General features: G+C 63.5%; 15 protein-coding genes and 1 riboswitch. Of the genes, 5 read left to right on the forward strand and 10 right to left on the reverse strand.

The annotated features are described in order from the left end of the window. Nucleotides 1-9: 9 nt before the first annotated feature. From thiQ to thiB, 3 genes are all read right to left on the reverse strand, one after another. Nucleotides 10-786 carry a thiamine ABC transporter ATP-binding protein gene (gene thiQ / locus NKH19_RS04515; protein ID WP_352864830.1) on the reverse strand — a complete coding sequence of 259 codons (777 nt, stop codon included), beginning with the start codon at nucleotides 784-786 and terminating at the stop codon, nucleotides 10-12. Then, nucleotides 779-2,398: a thiamine/thiamine pyrophosphate ABC transporter permease gene (gene thiP / locus NKH19_RS04520; protein ID WP_352864832.1), complete on the reverse strand. Its 1,620-nt coding sequence runs from the start codon at nucleotides 2,396-2,398 to the stop codon at nucleotides 779-781. Before thiP ends, thiQ begins: the two co-directional genes overlap by 8 nt. Before the next feature lie 240 nt (nucleotides 2,399-2,638). Further along, a complete protein-coding gene (gene thiB, locus NKH19_RS04525) occupies nucleotides 2,639-3,637 on the reverse strand; it encodes a thiamine ABC transporter substrate binding subunit (protein ID WP_352864834.1) in 999 nt (332 codons plus the stop codon). A gap of 42 nt (nucleotides 3,638-3,679) precedes the next feature. After that, nucleotides 3,680-3,794: riboswitch (TPP riboswitch) on the reverse strand. A gap of 87 nt (nucleotides 3,795-3,881) precedes the next feature. Between thiB and NKH19_RS04530 the strand changes: the two genes are divergently transcribed. Genes NKH19_RS04530 through NKH19_RS04540 form a run of 3 tightly spaced genes read left to right on the forward strand, consistent with a single transcriptional unit; the run spans nucleotide 3,882 to nucleotide 6,646 of the window. After that, entirely contained in the window at nucleotides 3,882-4,526 is a 645-nt protein-coding gene (locus NKH19_RS04530; protein WP_352864835.1) for a thiamine diphosphokinase, read from the forward strand. 1 nt (nucleotide 4,527) lies between these two features. Next, nucleotides 4,528-6,348 carry an ABC-F family ATP-binding cassette domain-containing protein gene (locus NKH19_RS04535; protein WP_352864837.1) on the forward strand — a complete coding sequence of 607 codons (1,821 nt, stop codon included), beginning with the start codon at nucleotides 4,528-4,530 and terminating at the stop codon, nucleotides 6,346-6,348. Nucleotides 6,349-6,403: 55 nt separating this feature from the next. After that, on the forward strand, nucleotides 6,404-6,646 hold the full coding sequence (locus tag NKH19_RS04540; protein WP_352864839.1) for a type II toxin-antitoxin system CcdA family antitoxin: 243 nt from the start codon (nucleotides 6,404-6,406) through the stop codon (nucleotides 6,644-6,646). Between the two features lie 64 nt (nucleotides 6,647-6,710). On the opposite strand, the gene NKH19_RS04545 is transcribed toward NKH19_RS04540, so the two are convergent. Then, complete coding sequence (locus NKH19_RS04545) at nucleotides 6,711-8,360, reverse strand: hypothetical protein (RefSeq protein WP_352981885.1); 1,650 nt, start codon at nucleotides 8,358-8,360, stop codon at nucleotides 6,711-6,713. A gap of 75 nt (nucleotides 8,361-8,435) precedes the next feature. Next, complete coding sequence (locus tag NKH19_RS04550) at nucleotides 8,436-9,734, reverse strand: adenylosuccinate synthase (RefSeq protein ID WP_352864843.1); 1,299 nt, start codon at nucleotides 9,732-9,734, stop codon at nucleotides 8,436-8,438. A gap of 206 nt (nucleotides 9,735-9,940) precedes the next feature. Between NKH19_RS04550 and NKH19_RS04555 the strand changes: the two genes are divergently transcribed. Further along, the gene (locus tag NKH19_RS04555) at nucleotides 9,941-10,852 is read left to right on the forward strand and encodes a DMT family transporter (protein WP_352864845.1); all 912 of its coding nucleotides are present in this window, start codon (nucleotides 9,941-9,943) and stop codon (nucleotides 10,850-10,852) included. 55 nt (nucleotides 10,853-10,907) lie between these two features. On the opposite strand, the gene serA is transcribed toward NKH19_RS04555, so the two are convergent. The 5 genes from serA to glmM all read right to left on the reverse strand — a co-directional run bounded on the left by serA (nucleotide 10,908) and on the right by glmM (nucleotide 17,361). Next, nucleotides 10,908-12,509, reverse strand: coding sequence for a phosphoglycerate dehydrogenase (gene serA, locus NKH19_RS04560; protein ID WP_352864848.1), 1,602 nt, complete (start codon nucleotides 12,507-12,509; stop codon nucleotides 10,908-10,910). 59 nt (nucleotides 12,510-12,568) lie between these two features. Continuing rightward, nucleotides 12,569-13,744, reverse strand: coding sequence for a phosphoserine transaminase (locus tag NKH19_RS04565; protein ID WP_352864850.1), 1,176 nt, complete (start codon nucleotides 13,742-13,744; stop codon nucleotides 12,569-12,571). Between the two features lie 200 nt (nucleotides 13,745-13,944). Continuing rightward, nucleotides 13,945-14,709 carry an outer membrane protein gene (locus NKH19_RS04570; RefSeq protein ID WP_352864852.1) on the reverse strand — a complete coding sequence of 255 codons (765 nt, stop codon included), beginning with the start codon at nucleotides 14,707-14,709 and terminating at the stop codon, nucleotides 13,945-13,947. Between the two features lie 208 nt (nucleotides 14,710-14,917). Beyond that, nucleotides 14,918-15,754 carry an outer membrane protein gene (locus NKH19_RS04575; protein ID WP_352864854.1) on the reverse strand — a complete coding sequence of 279 codons (837 nt, stop codon included), beginning with the start codon at nucleotides 15,752-15,754 and terminating at the stop codon, nucleotides 14,918-14,920. A 254-nt stretch (nucleotides 15,755-16,008) separates the two neighbouring features. After that, nucleotides 16,009-17,361 carry a phosphoglucosamine mutase gene (gene glmM / locus NKH19_RS04580; RefSeq protein ID WP_352864855.1) on the reverse strand — a complete coding sequence of 451 codons (1,353 nt, stop codon included), beginning with the start codon at nucleotides 17,359-17,361 and terminating at the stop codon, nucleotides 16,009-16,011. Nucleotides 17,362-17,728: 367 nt separating this feature from the next. Between glmM and NKH19_RS04585 the strand changes: the two genes are divergently transcribed. After that, complete coding sequence (locus NKH19_RS04585) at nucleotides 17,729-18,622, forward strand: hypothetical protein (protein ID WP_352864857.1); 894 nt, start codon at nucleotides 17,729-17,731, stop codon at nucleotides 18,620-18,622. Nucleotides 18,623-18,636 lie beyond the last annotated feature (14 nt).

The raw sequence follows: 18,636 nt of genomic DNA on the forward strand, positions 1-18,636 counted from the left end.
GATCGTAAATTATGTCCGCTTCCGGGCAATATCTCGTGATACACCGCCACTCGCGCCCATATAGCGCCGGAACGCTTCCGGACCAGCCCCGGTGAAGAAATCATCCGCTTTGCCGACTGCCGCCACCAACCCGTTGTCGAGAAACACCATGTGTTCGCCGATACGGCGGGCGTCTTCAGGCTGGTGGGTGACAAACAGCACCGTCATGCTCCGCTCGGCATGAACGGCGGCGACCATATCCAGCATATCGTCGCGCAAAGCGGGCCCGAGCGAGGCGAAGGGTTCGTCGAGCAGCAGCACCGGCCGGTCGCGCACCAGAACGCGGGCCAATGCGACGCGCTGGCGCTCCCCGCCTGAAAGTTCGCGCGGCAGGCGCTTTTCCTTGCCCCCAAGGCCGGTTCGCGCAAGCGCCTCGGCGATCGCGGCGCGGTCCGTTTCGGTCAGCCGCAAGGCTGGCGAGCGGCCGAGCCCGACATTCTGCTCGACGGAAAGATGGGCGAAGAGGTTGTTCTCCTGGAACACCATCGATACCGGGCGCACCGAGGCCGGCTCGGCGCTGACATCAGCGCCGCCGATCAGCACGCGGCCCGACTGTGGCATCTCGAAGCCGGCGACCAGATTGAGCAGCGTCGACTTGCCCGACCCGCTCGGCCCCATGATCGCGGTGATCTTCGACGTGGCGAACTCGACATCGAAGACCAGCGGCGTCTCGCCGTAGCTGAACGCCACCTTGTCCAGCCGCACCGGCGCGCCTTTTTCAAGCCCGCTGGCCTTTCCATCAAGCATCCCGGACCCTCTCCCTTCCCAGCGAGTGCGCCGCCACGATCAGGGCGAGGCAGACGAGGCCGAGCAGCAGTGCCAGGCCGGCGGCATCCTCGGTGCGGTAGCTGCCCATGCGCGCCAGGAGAAGGTAGGGCAATGTCTGCACGGAATCACTGCCGAACAAGGCAATGACGCCGAGATCGCCGAGCGACAGGGCCATGGCGAAAGCGAAGGCGGTGGCGAGCGGCCGACGCAGCGACGGCCAGTCGACCAGCACCAACCGGTTCCAGCCCGCAATGCCGAGCTGTGCACAGAGCCGTTCGTGACGCTCGCTCGCCGCATCATAGGTGGGACGGACGGCCCGTAGGGCGAACGGCATCGCCATCACCGCGTTGACGGTGACGACCATGACCGGGGCGATGGCGAAGACATCGCCGACATGGCGCAGCAACAGGAACCAGCCGGCGCCGACGACGATGGGCGGCACGACCAGGACGAAGCCGGCGCCTGTATCGGTGGCATGCTCAAGCATTGTCCGGAGGCCAGCCCGGCGGTTCAACGCCAGCGCCCGGCGCGCCACGGTCAACGCCAGCGATAGCATCACCGAGAGCAGTGCGGACAGGAAGGCCAGCACCGCACTGGTCAGAGCCGCCTGCCGCACGGTGGCCTCGCCGGCCAGCCGGCCGAGATCGGCACCCAACCCGGCCGTCACCGTCGCCGCCATCGGCCCGACGACGAACAGCAGCGCCAAGACGATGACCATGGCGTTCAGCCAGGTCTCGCTCCTCTTGACCGAGAGATAGCGGCGTTGCGCAACCGGCAGGTTGGTGTCGCCGACCACATTGGCGCCCAGCCGCGTCAGGGCCAGCACCACGATAAAGGTCAGGGCGATCTGCAGCAGCGTCAGCGTCACCGCCCGCGCGGGATCGAAATCGAAGCGCAGCGCCTGGTAGATGCCGACCTCCAGCGTCGTCGCTGCTGGCCCGCCACCGAGCGTCAGCACAATGGTGAAGGATGTGATGCAAAGCATGAAGACTAGCCCGGCGACACCCGGCAATGCCGCACGCAGCGTTGGCCATTCGATCAGCCTGAACGCCGGCCGCGCTGCAATGCCGAGCTGGCTCGCCAGCCGCCATTGGTCGGCCGGTATGGTCTGCAGCGACTCGAGGAACAGCCTTGTCGCCAGCGGCAGGTTGAAGAAGACATGGGCGACGAGAATGCCCGACAGGCCGTAGATGCCCGACCAGCTTCCACCGCCGATCACCGTGAACACGCCGGCGAAATAGCCGGCGCGGCCATAAAGCGCCAGCACGCCGAGTGCCGCGACGATGGCCGGCAGCGCCAACGGTATGGCGAACAGTTGCAGGATGAAGGCGCGGCCGAAGAAGCGTGGATGCCGCGACATCGCCCGCGCGACAAACAGCGCCGGCCCGACGGAGAGGAGCGTCGACAATGCCGCTTGCCAGAGCGTGAAGCGCACGACGCGCAGCAGATAGGGATCGAAGGCTGCCCAGGCGCCCGAAAGATCGTGGCCGCCTTCGAAAAGCAGGCCGGCAAACGCGCCGCCGATGAGCAGCGCGATTGCGGCGAGCGCGAGGATGCCGGCGCTGATGCGGGGGTCAGACGCGCGTTGCACGCTGGACCACCTGACTTGAGGTTCTTAGCGAAGGCCGCGTTCCTTCGCGCCCCCCTCTGTCCTGCCGGACATCTCCCCCACAAGGGGGGAGATTGGCAGTTTCCGCGCCTCGCTCATTCCAGCAACGTTGGCGATTGGCGAAATCGCCGACGACAGCCAATCTCCCCCCGTGTGGGGGAGATGTCCGGCAGGACAGAGGGGGGCGCCGTAGGACACTCATCTTTCGATCATAGGACCAAATTACTTGCTCATCACCGCCAGCCACTCATCCACCCAGGCCTTGCGGTTGGCGGCGACCTCTTCGGGGCTGAACAGCAAGGTCTTGGTCGGCTTGACCAGCTTGTCGAAGGCCGGGTTGAGCGGCTTGTCGGTCTTCCCTGCCGGGAACATCCAGTTGGTCTCGGGGATGGCATCCTGGAACTTCGGTCCGGTCATGAAGGCCATGAACTTTTCGGCCAGCGGGTTCTTGGCCCCTGTCGTGGTGATGCCCGCCACCTCGATCTGCAGGTACTCGCCCTCCTCGAAGGAGGCCGCCTGGTAGCGCTCGGTGTTTTCCGCCACCATGTGGTAGGCCGGCGACGTCGTGTAGGACAGCACCATCGGCGCCTCGCCCTTGGTGAACAGGCCGTAGGCCTCGCTCCAGCCCGGCGTCACGGTCAGCACTTTCGCCTTCAGCTTGGCCCAGGCCTCCGGCGCCTTGTCGCCATAGACAGACTTGACCCACAACAGCAGGCCGAGGCCCGGCGTCGAGGTGCGCGGATCCTGGATGACGATCTTGTCGTCGGCGCTGCCTTCTACCAGTTCTTTCAGGCTCTTCGGCGGGCTCTTCAGCTTCTCCGTGTCGTAGACGACAGCGAAGTAGCCGTAGTCAAAGGGGACAAAAGTGTCGTCGCTCCAGCCGCCCGGCACAGTGGCATCCGCCACCGCGCCATGCGGCGCGAACAGGCCGGTGGCCTTGGCATCGGCGGTAAGGTTTGTGTCGAGGCCAAGCACGATATCGGCCTTCGTCGATGCGCCTTCCAGCTTGACGCGGTTGAGCAGCGCGACGCCATCGGCAACCGAGACGAACTCCACATCGCAGCCGCATTCGGCCTCGAATTCCTTCTTCACCACGGGACCCGGACCCCAGTCGGCGGTGAAACTCTCATATGTGTAGACGGTGAGTTTGTCTTTGGCCAAGGCCGGCCCGGACAAGACCACGGTCATGGCTGAGACAAGAGCGTATAAAAGCGTGCGCATCGGCGCCTCCTTCGTTCGAATTGAAGGAATTGAGGCGTCGGACTGTCCGAAACGTCTAATCCCTCCGCCGGTACAAACCGGATCAGGTTCAGCGGGTTGGCGAGACTGCCTCTCAGCCGGTCCGCGAAGATCGCGTTCGGCACCCCGTTAGAGCGTTTCGACACATAGGCCCGGCCGATCCCTCACGCAAGTGGGAGTTTGCCGCCTTCCGTTTCCGGTGCCAGGCTGGTAAGGGCCACACGATATGAGCACATTCACCATCCTGCTTGGCGGCGACCTCATCCGCACGCCACGGCTCGACCGCCAGGTCGAAGGCTCCCGCGTGATTGCCGCCGACGCCGGCATCGGCCATGCGCGGCTGCTCGGCCTAGTCCCGGAACTGTGGGTGGGGGATTTCGATTCCGTGCCGGCCAACCTGCCGGAAAATCTCGCCACTGTCCCCCGCCGGACCTTCTCGGCGGAAAAGGACCAAACCGATGGCGAACTGGCCATCGCAGCCGCACTGGAGCTCGGCGCGACCAGCCTGGTGCTCGCCGGCGCCTTCGGCGGCAAGCGCGCCGACCACGCTTTCCTGCATCTTGCGCTTGCCCTGCGCCTTGCCGAGGCCGGAACGGAGGTGCTGCTGACCAGCGGCGCCCAGGAGGGCGTTCCCCTGCTCCACGGCAGGGCCGGTTTCGACTATGCCGACGGCACGCTGTTTTCGGTGCTCGGCTTTTCCGAACTCGCCGGCCTGACCGTCAATGGCGCCAAATGGCCACTGAATCACGTCAAGGTGGCGTTCGGTTCGTCGCTGACCATTTCCAATGAGGTCAAGGGCCGCCTCGAAATCGCGCTCGGCCACGGCCGCGCGATGCTGCTCGCTCATCCTTTTCCCTTACCTGAAAGCTGACATGGCCCCGCCCCTTCTCAACCTCGACGGGATAAAACTGACCTTCGGTGGCACGCCGCTACTCGATGGCGCCGCCTTGACCGCTTCTGCCGGCGACAAGATCGCGCTGGTCGGCCGCAACGGGTCGGGCAAGTCGACGCTGCTGAAGATCGCCGCCGGCCTGATCGAGCCGCAGGACGGCGAGGTGTTCCGCCAGCCTTCGGCGACCGTCCGCTATTTGCCGCAGATGCCCGACATGGAGGGTTTTGCCAGTGTCCGCGCCTATGTCGAGGCCGGACTCGGACCCGCCGACGACCCGTACCGCGCCAGCTATCTGATGGAGCATCTCGGCCTCTCGGGTGAGGAGCGGCCGAACGACCTGTCCGGCGGCGAGGCAAGGCGCGCGGCCCTTGCCCGCGTCATGGCGCCCGAACCCGACATCCTGCTGCTCGACGAGCCGACCAATCATCTCGACCTCTCGGTGATCGAATGGCTGGAAGAGGAGCTCGTCCGCACCTCATCGGCACTGATCGTCATCTCGCACGACCGCCGCTTTCTCGAGCGTGTATCGCGCGCCACCGTCTGGCTCGATCGCGGCCAGACGCGCAGGCTGGACAAGGGTTTTGGCCATTTCGAGGAATGGCGCGACCTGGTGCTGGAAGAGGAAGAACGCGAGCAGCACAAGCTTGGCCGCCAGATCGTGCGCGAGGAGCACTGGCTGCGCTACGGCGTGACGGCGCGGCGCAAGCGCAACATGCGCCGGCTGGGCGAGTTGCAAACCATGCGCCAGCGTTTTCGCGGACATCGCGGCGCCGAAGGCTCGGCCACCATGGTGGCGAGCGACGCCGCCGAATCCGGCAAGCTGGTGATCGAGGCCAAGAACATCGAGAAGAGTTTCGGCGATCTCACCGTGGTCAAGGGGTTTTCGACCCGCATCCAGCGCGGCGATCGGGTCGGTCTGGTCGGGCCGAACGGCGCCGGCAAGACGACGCTCTTGAAGATGCTGACCGGCGAGATGAAGCCCGACGCCGGTTCGGTGCGGCTCGGCACCAATCTGGAGATCGCCACGCTCGACCAGAAGCGCGAGGCCGTCGACCCGCAGGAGACACTGGCGCAGTATCTCACCGACGGGCGCGGCGAGAACCTGGTCATCAATGGCGAGCAGCGCCATGTCGTCTCCTACATGAAGGATTTCCTGTTCAAGCCGGAACAGGCGCGCACGCCGGTGCGCGAGCTGTCCGGCGGCGAGCGAGCGCGGCTCTTGCTGGCGCGCGTGCTGGCCCGACCGGCAAACCTGCTGGTGCTCGATGAGCCGACCAACGATCTCGACATGGAGACGCTGGAACTGCTGCAAGAACTGGTCGCCGGGTTTGCCGGAACGGTCATCCTGGTCAGCCACGACCGCGATTTCCTCGACCGCACCGTGACCAGCCTGATCGCGCCGGATGGTGACGGCCGCTGGATCGAATATGCCGGCGGTTATTCCGACATGCTGGCGCAACGCGGCGGCACCAGGCTCGACGACCGTAAGGCGCGCGCGAAAGCCGAAAATGGCGAAGCGCCGGCACCGGGCAGGAGCGAGGCAGCCGCGCCAAAGGGGCCGCCGAAGAAACTGTCGTTCAAGCAGAAGTTCGCGCTGGAATCGCTGCCCAAGAAAATCGAAGCGGTGATGGCGTCGATCTCGAGGCTTGAGAACAACATCGCCGATCCGGCCTATTACGAGCGCGATCCGGCCTCGTTCCAGAAAACCATCGCCGCCCTCGACAAGGAGCGCGCGACGCTAGCGGCCCTCGAGGAGGAATGGCTGGAGCTGGAGATGCTGCGCGAGGAAATGGAGGGGTAGTGGTGTGTGCAAGTTTTATGCATCTATATTGGACGCATAAAAGGAGGCGAACTCCATGCTTCAGCCAAAGCCGAAACCTCAGCGAAAATCAGTGAGCATATCCATCAGCTCACAGTTGATCGAAGACGCCAAAGCGTTGGACGTCAACCTCTCCGGCGCCGCAGAGGTGAGTATCGCCAAAGCGATTGCTGCGGAAAAGACGCATCAATGGCAAGAAGAAAACAAGGAAGCCATCGAAAGCTCCAATGCTTATGTCAGGCGCAACGGACTTCCGTTGGCCAAACATCGGCTGTTTTGACGCGGCGCTACCGACCCTATCCAGACTCCTGACAGACTTTTGAGAGGCGCCAACGGCGCCCTTCTCAGCCCGCCGTCTTCGCCTGCCAGGCCTTGATCGCTTCGTCGAAGACCTTCTCGCCGGGAATGCCTTTTTCCATGGTCAGCAATGCCCGCCGCCCGGTCTTGTAGACGACCGGCACGTCGATCCAGTCCTGGCCGCGCAGCAAGATCATGTTGGCGTCTTCGTCGGCCTTGGTGTCGTTCAGCGCGACCAGGAAGAAGCCGTCGGCGATCTTGGCCGGAATACCGATCAGCGGGCTGCCGGCATCCTGTTCCGAACCCTTCATGGCGACGCGCAGAATGTTGTCGACGCCGCCGCCTTCAAAGCCGTCCGGCGTCAGGAAGATCATCTCGATGATATGGCTGGCCGGCAGCGTCTGGTCGGTGTTGCGGCGGATGGTCATGCGCAACTGGATGTCCTTGCCGGGAATGGTCGCCTCGGCGCGGATCGCCGGCTCCGGCGGCAGGTCGCCACCGGGCGATTCCTGTACCAGCGACCAGACGATGTTGCCCGGCTCCGCCGAGCCCTGGGCGGTGCTGGTGCGCTCCTCGTAGAAGATCGCCTTCTGGCCGACCGGCAGCGCGGTTTCCGCGGGCGCGGTGGCCGGGGCCGCCGGCGCGGCACCCGCCGGTGCTGGCGGAGTGGCGGCGGCATTGGCCGGCGCCGCCGGGGCTCCGTTGGCAGGCGGCGTTGCGGGGGCGGCACCTGCCGCCGGAGGCGTAGCCGCGGGAGGAGTGCCGGCGGTCGGTGCGGAAATCGGCGGCGCGTTGGTCGCCGAGGGCGGCGTGGTCAGCGCGGCGACCGATTCGCCTTCGCCGATGCCGCTTTGTCCGCCGGCCGGGCCGGGGTCGACTTCACTGCCTTGCGGCGTCAGCCGCTGGGTGAATTTCGTGCTTTCGGCTTCCGTGCCGCCAGCTGCGGGCGCCGGCGGCGGCGCAGCGGCATCGGTTGCTGGCTTGGCAGGTGCCGGCTTCACGGGTTCGGTCTTTGTCGCGACCTTGGTGCCGTCGAGCCCGAGCATCTTGTCGAAGGCGTCCTTGTTCAGCCAGATGCCGTAGCCGCCACCGGCGATGACCAGAAGCGCGACGACGGCGGCGATCAGCCCGCCATAGCTGCGCTTGCGCTCCGCCGGGTGCCGGCGCTGGAAAGTGTCCGACACCGGCTCTTCGTTGCTGGAAAAGACATCGACACCGTCGTCCGCCTCCTCGGCGTCCATCGCTGCAAGAGGCGTGTCGGCGCGAGCCGGCTGGGCAGGCGCCGGCGTTGGCCTTTGCCAGCTTGGCTCGACCTTGGCGGCAGGTGTGGGCGCGGATTGATAAGGTTCAGGCTTGGCCGCGGGCGGTGCCGGCCAGGCCGGTTCCGCCTTCGCCGGTTGCCGTGTGTGGCTCGGCTGGTTCTTGTTGCGATCGATCGAGGAAAAGATGTTTTCCAGTTCCGCGAGCGGGTCGGTCTCCGGCTCGCTCCTGGCATAGTCCCGCTCGACACTCGCAATGGCATCTTCCAGACCACGTTTCTGCTTGGCGACATCCTCCGGCGAAAGCGGCGGATCGCGCTGGGCAATCTTCGCTGCGATCGTGGAGCGGGCCTTTTCGTAGACCTTCGCCCGCATCCCTGGCGACTGATCGCCGAGACCGTTTATCGCTTTCTTCAGAACAAAAACGAAATCTGCCATGCTTCAGTCGACCTGTATTTTGTTTCCGCGCCGGCCCCCGCAGATCAGCCGCGATGCCCGGAAAGGCTTCAGAAACTAGTCTTGAAACGGATCGGTCACAAGTATCGTGTCGTCCCGTTCCGGGCTGGTGGAAAGGAGCGCGACCGGGGCACCGATCAGCTCCTCGATGTAGCGAACATATTTGACCGCCTGGGCCGGCAGATCGTTCCAGCTGCGCGCGCCGGCGGTGGTGCCTTTCCAGCCCTCCAGCGTCTCGTAGACCGGTTCGACACGCGCCTGCGCGCCCTGGCTGGCCGGCAGATAGTCGATCATCTCGCCGTCGAGGCGATAGCCGGTGCAGACCTTGATCTCGTCCAGCCCGTCGAGCACGTCGAGCTTGGTCAGCGCGATGCCCTTGATGCCGTTGACGGCGACGGCCTGGCGCACCAGCACGGCGTCGAACCAGCCGCAGCGGCGTTTGCGGCCGGTGACGACGCCGAATTCATGTCCGCGCGTGCCGAGGAATTCGCCGATCTCGTTCTTCTGCTCGGTCGGGAACGGACCTTCGCCGACGCGCGTCGTGTAAGCCTTGGTGATGCCCAACACATAGCCGATGGCGCCCGGGCCGACACCGGAGCCGGCGGCCGCCTGCCCGGCGACCGTGTTCGACGAGGTGACGAACGGATAGGTGCCGTGGTCGATATCGAGCAGCGTGCCTTGCGCGCCCTCGAACAGGATGCGCTCGCCGGCCCGGCGCTTGTCGTCGAGGATTTTCCATACCCGGTCCATATAGGGCAAGATCTCGTGCGCGACCGAAGTCAGCTCCTGCATGATCGCATCATGTGTGACTTCCGCGTGGCCGAGCCCGCGACGCAGCGCATTGTGGTGCGTCAGCAGCCTATCGACCTTCAAGGGCAGCGTTTCCAAATCCGCCAAATCCATCACCCTGACCGCACGCCGGCCCACCTTGTCCTCGTAGGCGGGGCCGATGCCACGACGGGTCGTGCCAATCTTCGTTCCGGAATTGGAAGCTGCGTCCTCGCGGAATCCGTCCAGTTCCCGATGCAGGGACAGGATAAGCGCTGTGTTTTCGGCTATTTTCAGGCGATCCGGCGCCACTTCGACACCTTGAGCCTTGAGCTTGGCCACTTCGGCGACGAAAGCGTGCGGGTCGAAAACGACGCCATTGCCGATGATGGACAGCTTGCCCTGGCGCACGACGCCCGACGGAAGCAAAGACAATTTGTAGACCTTGCCATCGACGACCAGCGTATGGCCGGCATTGTGGCCGCCTTGGAAACGCACCACGACATCGGCGCGCTCCGACAGCCAGTCGACGATCTTGCCCTTGCCTTCATCGCCCCACTGCGAGCCGACGACCACCACATTGGCCATGTTTCTTTTCCCTTGAGACGCCGCCAAGCGGCTTGAATATGGTTCGAAACGACAGGCCTCTATAACGTCAAGACCTCACGAGTGCGACCTTTCTTTGCCGCCGAAAATGCCCTGAGGCACAACAATTTTCGGCTTTGACATCATTTACTTGGACGCACGGGGGCAATAGGCCGACAAACACCGCGGCCCGCGGCCGGAATCCCGCGATGCATCGAAGCGCCTACATAGTCCTGCTGCTCACCACCTTGCTGTGGGGCGGCAACTCGGTGGCCGGCAAGCTGGCGGTCGATCACGTCTCGCCAATGACGCTCGTCTTCCTGCGCTGGGTGCTGGCCGTGGCGATCATGCTGCCGATAGGCTGGAAGACGATACGCAAGGACTGGCCGGTCGTGCGCAAGCACTGGCTCATCCTCTCGGCCCTCGGTGCCAGCGGTTTCACCCTGTTCAACACCATCTTCTACACGGCGCTTAACTATACGACTGCGATCAACGTCTCGATCGAACAGGCGGCGATGCCGATCCTGATCATGACAGCCAATTTCGTCTTCTTCCGCCTGCGCGTGAACTGGGCGCAGATTGTCGGCGTCGTGCTGACCATCGCCGGCGTGATCCTGACCGCCTGCCACGGCGACCCGCGCCGGCTGTTGACGCTGGAGCTCAATTTCGGCGACGCCATAATGCTGGCCGCCGTGTTTCTCTACAGCGGCTATTCGGTCGGGCTGCGGCTGAAACCGATGATGCATTGGCAGAGCCTGATGCTCGCCCTGTCGGTCGCCGCTCTCGTTACCTCGGTGCCTTTCTTCCTGTGGGAGATCGCCGCCGGCACGGTCATCGTGCCCGACGCGCGCGGCTGGGCGGTCATCGTCTATACCGCGATCGGCGCCTCGGTCATCTCGCAGATCTTTTACATCAGGGGCAACGAGCTGATCGGCGCCAACCGCGCCGGCCTGTTCATCAATCTGGTGCCGATCTTCGGCACGCTGCTGTCGGTGCTGATCGTCGGCGAGACGTTCCAGCTCTACCAGGCACTGGCTTTGGTGCTCGTGCTGGGCGGCATCGGGCTTGCCGAATACAGTGGGCGCAAAGCGGCGAACCTGCCATCAGCCAGGACACGCTGAACACAAAAAGCGCGGACCAGGCCGCGCCCTTCGATCTTTCACAGCAACTCCTGGGTCACATCGCGTTGATGTCGAAATGCAGCCTCTTGGCCGAATCGATCGACTTGTGCGCCTTGACCTTTTCCAGCACGGCCTCCGGGAACGGCGCGTCGAGATAGAGCAGCGCGATGGCATCGCCGCCCGGCCGGTTGCGGCCAAGCTGGAAGTTGGCGATGTTGACGCCGTTCTCGCCGCAGACGGTGCCGAGCAGGCCGATGATGCCCGGCGCGTCGGCATTGGTCGTGTAGAGCATGTGCTGGCCGACCTCGGCATCGAGATTGATGCCCTTGATCTGGATGAAGCGCGGCTTGCCATCGGAGAAGCAGGTCCCGGCGATCGAGCGCGTCTTGTGCTCGGTCGTCACCGTCAGCTTGATGTAGCCGTCGAACACGCCCGACTTGTCGCGCTTGACCTCGGCAACGATGATGCCGCGCTCCTTCACCATGATCGGCGCCGACACCATGTTGACGTCGGAGACCTGCGGCCGGATCAGCCCGGCAAGCGCCGCACTGATCAGCGCGCGGGTATTCATTGTCGCCGTCGAGCCATCGAACAGGATCTCGACCTCCTTGATCGGGTCTTCTGTGACCTGGCCGACAAAGGCGCCGAGCACTTCTGCGAGCTTGACGAAGGGCTTCAGCCGCGGGGCTTCCTCGGCGGTGATCGACGGCATGTTGATGGCATTGGAGACGGCACCCTTGATCAGATAGTCGGCCATCTGTTCGGCGACCTGCAGCGCGACATTCTCTTGCGCTTCCGCCGTCGAGGCGCCGAGATGCGGCGTCGCCACCACATTCTCCATGCCGAACAACGCATTCTGCTCGGCCGGCTCGACCTCGAACACGTCGACGCCCGCGCCCGCCACCTTGCCGCTCTTCAGCGCCGCGACCAGATCGGCCTCGACGATCAGCCCGCCGCGGGCGCAGTTGATGATGCGCACACCATTCTTCATCTTGGCGATCGCCGCGGCGTCGATGATGTTGCGCGTCTTGTCGGTCAGCGGCGTGTGCAGCGTGATGAAGTCGGCGCGGGCGAAAAGCTCGTCCAGCTCGACCTTGTCGACGCCGAGTTCCTCGGCGCGTTTGTCCGATAGGAACGGGTCGAAAGCGATGACATGCATCTTCAACCCGACGCCGCGCGTCGCGACGATCGAGCCGATGTTGCCGCAGCCGATCACGCCCAGCGTCTTGCCGGTGATCTCGACGCCCATGAAGCGGTTCTTCTCCCATTTGCCGGCATGGGTCGAAGCGTTGGCTTCCGGGATCTGGCGGGCAAGCGCGAAGATCATCGCCACGGCATGTTCAGCTGTCGTGATCGAATTGCCGAAGGGGGTGTTCATCACGATGATGCCCTTGCGGCTCGCCGCCGGGATGTCGACATTGTCGACGCCGATGCCGGCGCGGCCGACAACTTTGAGTTTCGTGGCGGCGTTGATCAACTTTTCGGTGACCTTGGTCGCCGAGCGGATGGCGAGGCCATCATACTGGCCGATCACTTCGAGCAGCTTTTCCTTGTCCTTGCCGAGATCGGGCAGATAGTCGACCTCGACGCCACGATCCTTGAATATCTGCACGGCGGTGGGAGAAAGTTTGTCCGAGACGAGAACGCGGGGCGCCATAGCGGCCTCCTTGAAATGGATTGTTGGGGATGGGCGGCCGAAGGCCGCCACTGAAAATCTCAGGCCGCCGCTTTCAGCGACGCCTTCTGCGCAGCGAAGGCCCAGTCGAGCCAGGGCAGCAATGCTTCGAGATCCGACGTCTCGACGGTCGCGCCACACCAGATGCGCAGGCCGGGCGGTGCGTCGCGATAGGCGCCGATGTCGTAGGCGACACCTTCCTTGTCGAGCACCGACACCAGTCCCTTGGCGAAAGCCGCTTGCCCATCGGCATCGAGCGCGGACACATCCGGATCGGTGAAGGACAGGCACACGGACGTGTTCGACCGCGTCGCCGGCTGGACGGCGAGATGACCGAGCCATGAGGACTTGGCGACAAAGCGATCGAGGACGGCCGCATTGGCATCCGCCCTGGCGATCAGCCCTGCGAGGCCGCCGATCGACTTCGCCCAGTTGAGCGCATCGAGATAGTCCTCGACGCACAGCATCGACGGCGTGTTGATGGTCTCGCCCTTGAAGATGCCTTCGATCAACTTGCCGCCCGAGGTCAGGCGGAAGATTTTCGGCAGCGGCCATGAAGGCTTATAGATCTCCAGCCGCTCGACCGCGCGGGGTGACAGGATCAGCATGCCGTGCGCGCCCTCGCCGCCCAGCACCTTCTGCCAGGAGAAGGTGACGACATCGAGTTTTTCGAAATCGAGCCTCTGTGCGAAGGCGGCCGAAGTCGCGTCGCAGATGGTCAGGCCCTTGCGATCCGCGGGAATGAAATCGCCATTCGGCACGCGCACGCCGGACGTGGTGCCATTCCAGGTGAAGACCACATCGCGGTCGAAATCGATCTTTGTGAGGACGGGCAGTTCGCCGTAGCCGGCTTCGATCTTGCGCACATCGGCGAGCTTCAATTGCTTGACCACGTCGGTGACCCAGCCGGAGCCAAAGCTCTCCCAGGCGACCATGTCGACGCCGCGCTCGCCGAGCAGCGACCACAGCGCCATCTCGACCGCGCCGGTGTCCGACGCCGGTACGATGCCGATGCGGTAGTCCGCCGGGACCTGGAGAATTTCCCGCGTCAGCTCGATCGCCTGTTCGAGCTTGGCCTTGCCGATCCTGGCGCGGTGGGAACGGCCGAGCGCGGCATTGTTCAGCGCCTCGACCGACCAGCCGGGGCGCTTTGCGCAGGGACCTGAGGAAAAATTGGGGTTTGCCGGACGGAGTCCGGGCTTCGTATGCGTCGTCATCGTGGTCTATCCTTCCAGATAGTGGCCCCTCGTTGGGGAGGGGTGGCCCACGGACGGCGATATGCGTTCAGGCTTCGGGCGTCAAGAGGAAAGTTTTTGTCGCTGGCGGGATACTGGCGATCTGTGATCAGGATGGCGTGACTTCAAACGCAAACGGCGGACCCGAAGATCCGCCGTCCTGATCCTCGTGCTCGCGGCGCCTACCAGAGATCGTAGCGCAGCCCGAGCTTGACCTGGTGGTTGCTGATCCCCTTTTTGATCGGATAGGAGGTCAGGCTTTCGGCTGTCACATATTCGGCATCCGGGGCGGAGAAATACTGATAGCCCAGATCGACGGAAACGTTCTTCGTCACCTGATAGGCAAGGCCGGCATTCAGCGTATAGGCCAGGGAGTACTGGGTCTTGCTGTCATTCAGTACGAAATCATCGCTGGGATCGCTGTTGTCGGTGAAGTAGCTAGCCGAGAGGCTGCGCTTGCTGCGGACGACACCGATACCGGCGCCGAGATAAGGCGTGATCCCGACATAGGTGCCAAGATCGACATAGCCATTGAGCATGCCCGAGAAGGCGTAGTTCTTCAGGGACGCCGATGCCACGGTCGGCTCTGCCGCAGTCGCTGAATCGTCATAGCCGACGCCGATCTTGTTGCCGGGCAGATAGCCCAGATTGAGATCGGCGCGCAGATAGTCGTTGAAATGGTAGCCGAAGCCGATGCTGGCAAAGATGGGGTCTTCCTTGTCGCTGAAGCTTGCCGGCGTGAAGGCGAAATTGTCGTTCCTGAAGCTCTTCTGCGCCAGGTACGAGACATCGCCGCGCAGATACCAGCCGGAGCCGACCTCGACCGGCACATAATCGGGCGCCTGGTCGACATAGATCGGCGGGTCGTAGTCGGCGGCGTGCACGGGCGTCAGCGGCAAGAGGGCTAAGGCGCCAAGTGCCAGCGTCATACGCGAAATGATTTTCATGGTCCCCGACTCCCGAATTTGGCGCCGCCAGGAATAGCAACGGCAGCCATCGTTTCAGGAAGCATTGTTAACCATAGTGGTTAAGTGCCGGTTAAGGCTAACAGAGCGTTAGCGAATTCATTTCCGGCAGGGTCTCATCGGGGCGGTGCAAACGAAAACCGCCCGGCTGATGCCGGGCGGTTCGCGAGAATTTCAGGTAATGCTGGTGTTACTTGGTGTAGATCGGCTCGGGTTCGGGCTGGTAGGCCACGACCGGCGCGGCGCAACCGTTGTTGCCACCGAACTGATAGCGCAGGCCGCCGCGCACTTCGTGTGTGTTGATGCCGCGATCGAAGCCGGGTCCGGAGCTGCTGACATCCCATTCGAACATGCGGCCGCCCTGGATGTGGCTGAAGCGATAGCCCGCGTCGAGGATGATTTTGTCGGTCAGGCAGTAGGAAGCGCCGGCCATCAGAGCGTAGGCGAAGCGCCAGTTGGACGCTCCCGGGTTGGTCTCGGTGGTGTTCGGGTCGTAGACAGTATCCCACTTGACGCGCGCACCGCCGATGCCGGCGCCGACGTAGGGCGTGATGCCACTATAGGTGCCGAGATCGACATAGGCATTGGCAAGCAGCAGCAGGGCGCTCATTTTCGACACTTCGGTCGAAGTCCCGTTGATATCCGACGTGCCGCCGTTGAAGTTCGACTTGAACCAATAGTCGGCGGTCAGATCGGTGCGGAAGTAGTCGTTGATCTTGTAGCCGACGCCGGCGCCGAGCGAGAAGCCGCCCTTGAGCTTACCGAAATCGAAGCTTCTGGTGCCGGGCGTGACCGTACAGTTACAGGGATCAACGGTATAGGTCATATAGTCGATGCCGCGCAGGGTCGACTTGTGATAGTCGATGTCGCCGCGGATATACCAGCCGCCGACTTCGACCGGCTGCTCGTAGACGGCCGGAGGCGGAGCTTCCTCGACCACCGGTTCCGGCAGGTCGGCCGCGAACAGCGGTCCTGCCAGGCCTGCGAACAGTAAGGCGAGCAGGACCTTTCTGGCTGTATTGAACATGCTTGTCACCCCTGAGAAGTTCGGAACGGCTATCGTGTCCGAATGCAATTGCTTTTCAGTCGTGGATAATGAAGTGCAAAGGTTAAAGGGCGTTTAACCCTGTTGCTTAACCACGAATCCCGAAAGTTCGAGGCATGGTGGAGCGGCTTCAGGATGCCGGAATCGACTGCCGGACCGACCAAAAAAGCCCGCCGGAAGGGCGGGCTTGAGCTGGCGAAGATATGTGTGCGGCACCCTCGCGGGCGGGCTTGTGATTAAGCTGCGCTGCGCGTTTCGGAGATAACCTCAACGATCCCATTGACGATGGACTCGACCAGTTGCGGGTCGTCGCCCTCGGCCATGACGCGGATCAGCGGTTCCGTGCCGGAGGGCCGAATAACCAGCCGCCCGGCCTTGCCGAGGCGGTGGCGGGCGTCTTCGATGGCCGCCTTGACTGGCGCTTCCTCGAGCGGCTTGCCGCCGGAAATATGGACGTTCTTCAGGAGCTGTGGCACCGGTTCGAACTTCTTCGACAGTTCGCTGACCGGCCGCCCCTGCCGCTTGATGCAGGCCAGCACCTGCAGCGCCGAAACGAGGCCATCGCCGGTGGTCGAGAAGTCCGACAGCACGATATGGCCGGATTGTTCGCCGCCGACATTCAGCCCATGCGCGCGCATATGCTCGACGACATAACGGTCGCCGACCTTGGTGCGGTGCAATTGCAGCTTCATGTCGCCGAGGAAGCGCTCGAGGCCGAGATTGGACATGACCGTCGAAACGACGCCGCCGCCGGCGAGCCGCCCGCTCTGGTGCCAGGATTCGGCGATCAGCGCCATGATCTGGTCGCCATCGACGATCGCACCGTTCTCATCGACAATGACGACGCGATCGGCATCGCCATCGAGCGCGATACCGATGTCGGCGCGCACTTCGTGCACCTTCTTCTGCAGACCGGCGGGATGGGTCGAGCCGCATTCCTTGTTGATGTTGAAGCCGTTGGGCTCGACATTGATGGCGACGACTTCGGCGCCCAGTTCCCACAGCGCCTCGGGCGCCACCTTGTAGGCCGCGCCATTGGCGCAATCGACGACGATCCTCAAGCCCGAGAGTGACATCGAGCGCGGCAAGGTGCGCTTGGCGAATTCGATGTAGCGGTCATGCACGCCGTCGACGCGCTTGGCGCGGCCAAGCCCGTCGGAATCGGCGAGCGCCAGTTCGATATCCTTGTCGAGCATGCTCTCGATGCGCTCCTCGATCTCGTCGGAGAGCTTGTAGCCGTCGGGTCCGAACAGCTTGATGCCGTTGTCGTAATAGGGATTGTGCGAAGCCGAGATCATGACGCCGATATCGGCGCGCAGCGAACGCACCAGCATGGCGACCGCCGGAGTCGGGATCGGGCCGAGCAGGAACACGTCCATGCCGGCGGCACAAAGACCGGCGACCATGGCATTCTCGATCATATAGCCGGAAAGCCTGGTGTCCTTGCCGAGCACGACACGATGACGGTGGCTGCCGCGCTGGAAGGAGAGGCCGGCGGCCATGCCGACCCGCATCGCGATTTCCGCGGTCATCGGAAACTTGTTGGCGCGCCCGCGAATGCCGTCCGTGCCGAAATAATTCCCTGCCATGCTAGCCCAATTCCTTAACGTTCTTCCCCAGCACGTCATGCCACAATTGGCCGGGGCGCCTTGATCACATTGTGTGATTATATGTTACCAATCCTTAGAAAATCCTTGTTGTGCACTGCACACAACATGACTGCAACCTGGCATGCTGAGACTGCCATGCTGAATATACCAGTCATGCGAGACTTTCAGCGCGGATGCACCTGGAAAATCTTGCTTTGAAGCCGGCAACGAACAACGATTTCATCACCTTATCGGCAAAGCCCCAGCTTTCGCCGATATATACGCTACTTAGCATCTGGCGCAACCGGCCGTTGAGCGTTATTGATTCGTCGGGACGTATCATGGGCTGCCGCAACGGAGAAACGCTATGCTCATCCACCGACTTGCTACTTTGACCGGCCTCGCCGTCGCGACCTTGTTTCTGGCCGCGCCAGCCAACGCACTGACGATGGCCGAGTGCAGCACGAAATACAACGCCGCCAAGGATGCGGGGACACTCGCCGGGGCGACCTGGAACCAGTTCCGCAAGGCCCAGTGCGGCACCGACGCAGCGGCCAAGACCGACACCAAGGCAACCGACACCAAGGCAGCCGACACAAAGGCAGCCGACACAAAGGCAGCCGACACAAAGGCAACCGCCGACACCAAGAAGGCTGCCGAGACGAAGCCGGCCAAGGCGGCCGCTACGGCCGACGACAGCACGGCCAAGGGTCTGACGGCGAAGGAATGCAGCGCCAAGTACCAGGCGGCAAAGGCCGCCGGCACCCTGAACGGCATGAAGTGGAACGACTTCCGCAAGTCCGAATGCGCCGCCGGTGCATCCGCCGCTGCCGCCAAGCCGGCAACCACCAAGGCTGCCGCGGCTCCCGCCGACAGTGGCGGCAAGGGTCTGAGCATGGCCGAATGCAGCACCAAGTATCAGGCTGCCAAGACAGCCGACACGCTGAAAGGCATGAAGTGGAACGACTTCCGCAAGACCGAGTGCGGCGCCAGCGCGTCGGATGACGACACCGTACCAGCCGCCGACGAGGCGAGCTACACCAAGGAGCCGGCGAAACCGACCACGGTTGCACCCAAGGGCGTCACGTTCCCGTCAGCGATCTCGCCGAAATATTCCAGCGAGACCCCTGGCAAGGGCCGCATGCATACTTGCCTCGACCAGTACTATGCCCTCAAGGACGCCAATGCGCTTGGTGGCCTCAAGTGGATCCAGAAGGGCGGCGGCTTCTACAGCCTGTGCAACGCCAAGCTGAAGAGCTGAACGACAACAACATC

This window comes from Mesorhizobium sp. M1338, assembly GCF_040318045.1.
In the GTDB taxonomy this organism is placed as follows: Bacteria; Pseudomonadota; Alphaproteobacteria; order Rhizobiales; family Rhizobiaceae; genus Mesorhizobium.